At 67.1% G+C, this 6,596-nt stretch carries 5 protein-coding genes; all 5 read left to right on the top strand.

What is annotated here, in order from left to right:
• Positions 1-1,298: alpha/beta hydrolase-fold protein (locus GS4_RS23805; protein WP_007625443.1), on the top strand; the 1,298-nt coding region annotated here is incomplete at its 5' end.
• 260 nt (positions 1,299-1,558) lie between these two features.
• Positions 1,559-2,104 carry a DUF732 domain-containing protein gene (locus GS4_RS23800; RefSeq protein WP_007625442.1) on the top strand — a complete coding sequence of 182 codons (546 nt, stop codon included), beginning with the start codon at positions 1,559-1,561 and terminating at the stop codon, positions 2,102-2,104.
• A gap of 2 nt (positions 2,105-2,106) precedes the next feature.
• Entirely contained in the window at positions 2,107-3,099 is a 993-nt protein-coding gene (locus GS4_RS23795; RefSeq protein ID WP_007625441.1) for a cutinase family protein, read from the top strand.
• Positions 3,100-3,365: 266 nt separating this feature from the next.
• Positions 3,366-4,373, top strand: coding sequence for an LLM class F420-dependent oxidoreductase (locus tag GS4_RS23790; protein WP_007625440.1), 1,008 nt, complete (start codon positions 3,366-3,368; stop codon positions 4,371-4,373).
• Positions 4,374-4,622: 249 nt separating this feature from the next.
• On the top strand, positions 4,623-6,527 hold the full coding sequence (gene fadD32 / locus GS4_RS23785) for a long-chain-fatty-acid--AMP ligase FadD32 (RefSeq protein WP_007625439.1): 1,905 nt from the start codon (positions 4,623-4,625) through the stop codon (positions 6,525-6,527).
• Positions 6,528-6,596 lie beyond the last annotated feature (69 nt).

The raw sequence follows: 6,596 nt of genomic DNA, 5'->3' as shown, positions 1-6,596 counted from the left end.
CACCGCGCTCGCCCGCCCCGGCCGAACCCGCGGCACCCGCTGCACCCGCGGCGGCCCCGGCTGCCGAGCCGGCGAAGGTCGTGAACTCGTTCTGGTACTCCGATCGTCGGGTGGCCCTGTGGGTCCACTCGCCGTCGATGGGCATCAACGTCCAGGTACAGATCCTGCTCGCGCGTGATTGGAACTCCAAGCCGCGCGACAAGTTCCCGCAGCTGGTCACGCTCGACGGCCTGCGTGCGCAGGAGAACCAGAGCGGTTGGATCATCAACACCAACATCGAGGACTTCTACAAGGACAAGAACGTCAATGTCGTCCTGCCGATCGGTGGCGAGTCGAGCTTCTACACCGACTGGAAGTCGCCCGACAAGGGCAAGAACTACAAGTGGGAGACGTTCCTGCAGAAGGAACTACCGCCCGTCCTCGAGGGACAGTGGCGCTCCTCCGACGTCCGCGGCATCCAGGGTCTGTCGATGGGCGGCTCGGCCGCGATGATGCTGGCCGCGCGCAACCCCGGCTTCTACAAGTTCGCCGCGTCGTACTCGGGCATCCTCCAGATGACCTCCTACGGCATGCCGCAGGCCATCCAATTCGCTCTGCGTGACGGTGGCGGATACGACTCGATGAAGATGTTCGGGCCGCCCAGCGACCCGGCCTGGAAGGAGCACGACCCGTACGTGCTCGCCGACAAGCTGCAGGGCACCAGCCTGTACATCTCGTCGGGCAACGGACTCGTCGGTCCGCACGACAAGCCATCCGACATCCCCGTGCTGGCCACCAACTACTCGGGCGTCGGTCTGGAGATCCTGAGTCGTGTCACGTCACAGCAGTTCGCGATCCGGCTCAACCAGAAGGGCATCCCCGGACAGGCCGTGTACCGACCGTCGGGTACCCACACCTGGCCGTACTGGCAGTTCGAGCTCACCCAGTCCTGGCCCCAGGCGGCCAGCGCGCTGGGGCTCGCCGGCGACCGTCCGGCCTGCCGCGTGTCCGACGCCTTCCGCAAGGTCTACGACGCCAACCGCCGCCAGCTCGGCGAGTGCCTGACGCCGGAGTACGGCGTGCCCGGCGGCAAGGCGCAGGACTTCCGCAACGCTCGCATCATCAGCGGTCCCAAGGGTCCGAAGATGGTCGGCGGCGGCATCGGTGGCGCCTACGTGGCGGCCGGTGGGCCCGGGGGGCGCCTGGGCAAGCCCACCAGCGACGAGCTGCCGACGCGCGACGGCAAGGGACGATTCACCACCTTCGAACGCGGCATCATCACCTGGACGCCCAAGGACGGTGCACGCGTCGGACGGTGAATCCCGGCCAGAACGAGGAGTCAGGTGAGCGAGGGCTGAGATCTCGCTGAGGAATCCAAGCGTTTCCGCAGGTCGCGACGTCGGTGACGGCGTCGCGACCCCGGCGAGCGGGTAGCCTGACGCAGGGCGGATGCAACGGCGCCGGAACAGGTTTCCGACGCCCGCGGACCCGCCGGGATCATGCCGTCGTCGTCAGTGACGACGACGCCGGATCGACGAGAGACCGCACCGAGACGACGCGGCATCACGAGGAAGTGACGATGAGGAAGATTCTCCAGTTGGCGATGCTGGCAGCCGGAGTCGCGCTGACGGTCGGGTCGGTGTCGGCCTGCTCCGACGACTCCACCGCGACCGCTCCGATCACCAGCAACCCGGTCACCACCACCGCCATGTACTCGTCGCCGTCCAGCTCCGGCGAGAGCGCGGACGCCTCGAGCGAGGCGTCTGCACCGGCCGCGACCCCATCCGACGAGACCGGTAGCCGCAGTCTCCCCGCGACCGCGGCCAACACCCGCACATCGGTGCCACAGAACTTCCCGGGGCCGAACGGACAGCCGGTGACCGACAAGGGCAAGAAATATCTCGCGGCCCTGAAGTCCCAGCGTGTCGAGTTCATGGGCGACACCGACAACAACATCGCGCTCACGATGGCGGAGTACATCTGCAGTGAGCGCAAGAAGGGCACCGACCCGATCACGGTCAAGGCGTACGTGACCGCGTCCGTCGGCCCGGGCACCAAGACCGTCGCGGAAGCGAACACCAAGGCCGACAAGGTGATCAAGGCCGCCGACGACAACTACTGCTGACCGTGGCAGCTCAGCGCGGCAAACCCCGCCGCATCCGTAGATTCGTCCTGTTCCTGGCGCTGCTGGCCCTGATCGCGATCGTCCTGATCGTGATCCTGGTCGTCGTCCTGCTCCAACCGGGCCCGCCGCGGCTGCCGGGCGGTCCGACAGGTCCGTCGACATCGGAGCCGAGGGAACGCCCCGACGCGCAGTCGGCCGACTGTCCCGACGTCCTCACCCTGGTGATCCCGGGGACCTGGGAATCGGCGGCCGACGACGACCCGTACAACCCGACCAGCAACCCGCGGTCGCTGATGTTGCGGGTGTCGTCCGCGCTCGACAAGCAGTTCCCCACATCGCGGACCAGCGTGTACACCGTGCCGTACGTCGCGCAGTTCCGGAATCCCACGAACCTCGCCGATCGCCAGACCGATTACAACGTCTCGCGGACACAGGGATACAAGCGCGCCGCCGGCAAGATCATCGACACCAACAAGAAGTGTCCGCTGACGCGCTACGTGATCATGGGCTTCTCCCAGGGTGCGGTCATCGCGGGTGATCTCGCGAGCAACATCGGCAACGGCCGCGGCGTCCTGGACGCCGGTGATCAGGACCTCGTGCTCGGGGTCGGACTGATCGCCGACGGTCGACGACAGGCCGGCCAACAGAACGACATCGGGCCGTCACCGCAGGGCGTCGGTGCCGAGGTCGCTCTCGGCGGCATGGGCAACATCGTGCCGGGCATCAGCATGACCGGTCCGCGCAACGGCGGATTCGGCACTCTGCAGGATCGCGTCCAGTCCATCTGTGCCGGGGGCGATCTCATCTGCGATTCGCCGACGGTCACCAATCCGTTGCGGGCCATCGGACAATTGGCGGGTGCCGCCAACAACCCGGTGCACGCGATGTACGCGACGACCCGCTACTGGGAACTGGACGGCCAGAGTGCGACCCAATGGATGTACCGATGGGCCGACGGAGTCATCGACGAGGCGCCCCGCCCGGCGCACAACTGAGCATCGGCGACGTGGACCGAGCGACTGTTCTGGCCTGACATGCGCTGATACGTCGGGCAGGGGTTTGGGTCATCGACCGACCTGCACTAACGTGTTGCCCGGTCCGGGGATCCCTTCGTCTGTTCAGAGGAGTCTGTTCAGAGGACGGCGAGCGTCGATCGTCCGGACCCGAGAAGACCTGACCGGGGGGACCGAGTAGGTCTGTGCCCACGCGAGCCGCCCGTGCGTGCGGGTCGGCGCCGACCAGCCCGACGAGGAGTACATCGATGAGCCAAGAGCCGACCGGTACCACCGGGGCCAAGGAGCCCCGCAAGTTCCGATTCGGGGCAGGCGGCGAGGGAAACAAGGACGAGGGCGGGGCGCGCAAGTTCGTCAAGCTGGCGCAGACCGCCGAAGAGTACGGATACGACACCTTCGCCGTTCCCGACCACCTCGGCAACCAGGTCGGTCCGCTCGCCGCGCTCGGTGCGTTGAGCCAGGCCACCGACCGCATCCGCCTCGGCACCTCGGTGCTCGCCAACGGATGGCGGCATCCGGCCCTGCTGGCCAAGGAGGCCACCACCATCGACGTCCTGTCCAAGGGACGTCTGGAGCTGGGCATCGGCGCAGGGTGGATGAAAGAGGAGTTCGACAAGGCCGGGCTGGAGTTCGAGTCGCCGGGCAAGCGAATCCGCCGGCTCGACGAGGCCCTGACCATCCTCGACGGACTGCTCCGTGGCGACGAGGTCACCTTCGACGGCGAGTTCTACCAGATCAACGGCCTGGTCGGCTCGCCTCGGCCGCGGCAGGGACCTCGCCCGCCGATCGCCGTCGGTGGTGGTGGACCCAAGATGCTCGCCCTGGCCGCGAAGTACGCCGACATCATCTCGGTCGCGACGACGACCACCGCCGAGGGCAAGTTGCGTCTCTCGGACATGACCATCGAGAAGACCATCGAGCGTGTCGACCGCATCCGCGAGGCCGCCGGTGAGCGGTTCGACGACATCGAGCTGAACTGGACCATCGCGACGATCGTCATCACCGACGACCGTGAGGCGACCGCCGAAATGGCACTGAAGGCGCTCGAACAGGGCTACCCGCCCAACATCGCGCACGACACCCAGCTGACCGTCGAGGACATCTTGTCGTCGCCCTACCTGGCCATCGGCAGTTTCGAACAGATCGCCGACCAGATCCGAGAGGTCCGGCGCCGGACCTCCATGTCCTACGTGGGCGTGTTCCCGACCCAGATGGACGCGTTTGCGCCCGTCATCCAGATTCTCAAGGGAGAGTAGGATGACCGTCGATCTCGTGCCAACGAGGAGGACATCGTGGTGAATCATCCGGCGTGATCCGCCGGGACGATGTGCACCACGACGAAGACAGACGTGACGACACCGACCGATTCGATTCCGACATGAGCTGGTTACCGTGACCACGGGGGCCGGCCGAATGCAGGCAGCGTGGTGCTGCGCAGTAGACAGCGGGGGCGTCGAACTGCGAGCCCAGGGGGCGCTGCCCAAGTGGGGGACACAGGAGAATAAATGCTGAGCACTGAACTCGAACAGTTCCTCGACGACACCGGGAATCTCCATTTCACGGAGGACTACACCCTGGTCGACTACGTCGAGCAGAACGTACGCGAGCAGGCCGACACCCTTGCCTATCGATTCATCGACTACAGCCGCGAGCGTGACGGTGAGCCGCAGGACCTGACCTGGGCCCAGTTCGGCAAGCGGCTCCGTGCCGTCGCCGCCCGGCTGCAGCAGGTCACCGAGCCGGGTGACCGCGTCGCGATCCTCGCGCCGCAGTCGCTGGAGTACGTCATCGGGTTCTTCGCCGCGCTCTACGCCACCAACGTGGCGGTGCCGCTGTTCTCGCCGGACGAGCCGGGTCACACCGACCGTCTGCACGCCGTCCTCGGTGACTGCAAGCCGAAGGCGATCCTGACGTCGACCAAGTCCGCCGAGGCGGTCCGCGACTTCTTCAAGCCGCTGCCCGCCAAGGAACGTCCCCGCGTCATCGCGGTCGACGCCGTGCCGGATTCGGTCGGTTCGAGCTGGGTCGCCCCGGTGGCCGGCAAGGATCACAACAAGGACACCATCGCCTACCTGCAGTACACCTCGGGATCCACCCGCGTGCCTGCCGGCGTGGAGATCACCTACCAGGCGGTCGCCGCGAACGTCCTGCAGATCAAGGACACCATCGAGATCAGCCCCACCGCCCGCGGTGTCACCTGGTTGCCGATGTTCCACGACATGGGACTGCTGACGGTCATCCTGCCCGCGCTGGGCGGCCGGTACATCACGATCATGAGCCCGGCGGCCTTCGTGCGCCGTCCGGGGCGCTGGATCAAGGAGCTCGCTGCTGCCGCCGACGGTGCGGACACCTACGCCGCCGCGCCGAACTTCGCCTTCGAGCACGCCGCCGCCCGCGGTCTGCCGCGTGAGGGTGAAGAACTCGACCTGTCCAATGTGATCGGTCTGATCAACGGCTCGGAGCCGGTGACGGTGAGTTCGATGCGCAAGTTCAACGAGGCCTTCGGCCCCTACGGTCTGCCGAAGACGGCCATCAAGCCGTGCTACGGCATGGCCGAGGCCACGCTCTTCGTGTCGGCGACCAAGCGCGACAACGAGGCCAAGATCATCCACGTGGACCGCGGCGAGCTCAACGCGGGTCGCTTCACGCTGGTCGACGCCGACGCGGAGAACGCCGTCGCGCAGGTCTCCTGTGGCCAGGTCGCGCTCAGCCAGTGGGCGACGATCGTCGACCCCGAGACCTCGACCGAGCAGGCCGACGGCCACGTAGGCGAGATCTGGCTGCACGGACTGAACATCGGCGCCGGTTACTGGAACAAGCCTGCCGAGTCCGAGGAGACGTTCCAGAACACCCTCGACCACCCGTTGGCCAAGAACAGCCACTCCGACGGTGCTCCCGAGGGGGCACACTGGATGCGGACGGGCGACTACGGGGTCTGGCTCGAGGGCGAGCTCTACATCACCGGCCGGGTCAAGGACCTCGTCATCGTCGACGGTCGCAACCACTACCCGCAGGACCTCGAGTTCAGTGCGCAGGAGGCCAGCGACGCGCTGCGCCCGGGCTTCGTCGCCGCCTTCGCGGTGCCGAGCAACCAACTGCCGCAGGACGTCTTCGAGTTCGCCACCGGTGGACTCACCTATGACGTCGACGATGCCTCCGAGCAGTTGGTCATCGTCGCCGAGCGTGGTCCGGGCCGCAAGAGCGACCCGCAGGAAGCTGCCGACACCGTGCGCGCCGCCATCGCGCAGCGACACGGCGTGATGACCCGCGACGTGCTGCTGGTGCCCGCCGGGTCCATCCCGCGCACGTCCAGCGGCAAGATCGCACGTCGGGCCACCAAGGCCGCCTACATCGACGGCACCCTGCGCGGTGGGTACAAGCAGACTGCGTTCCCGGACGCGGAGAGCTGATCCGTCTTCAGGGTCTGCCGATGGTCGCCGACCGCGTCCCACACAGCTCGTGGGAAGCGGCGGGTGACC

Origin of the sequence: Gordonia soli NBRC 108243 (genome assembly GCF_000334455.1) — a bacterium.
GTDB lineage: Bacteria > Actinomycetota > Actinomycetes > Mycobacteriales > Mycobacteriaceae > Gordonia > Gordonia soli.
This window is presented reverse-complemented; position numbering and strand designations above follow the sequence as displayed.

Excerpts from the sequence above, each read along its gene's own strand:
- fadD32 (WP_007625439.1), top strand. The coding sequence starts at position 4,623 with ATGCTGAGCACTGAACTCGAACAGTTCCTCGACGACACCGGGAATCTC.
- GS4_RS23790 (WP_007625440.1), top strand. The coding sequence starts at position 3,366 with ATGAGCCAAGAGCCGACCGGTACCACCGGGGCCAAGGAGCCCCGCAAG.
- GS4_RS23800 (WP_007625442.1), top strand. The coding sequence starts at position 1,559 with ATGAGGAAGATTCTCCAGTTGGCGATGCTGGCAGCCGGAGTCGCGCTG.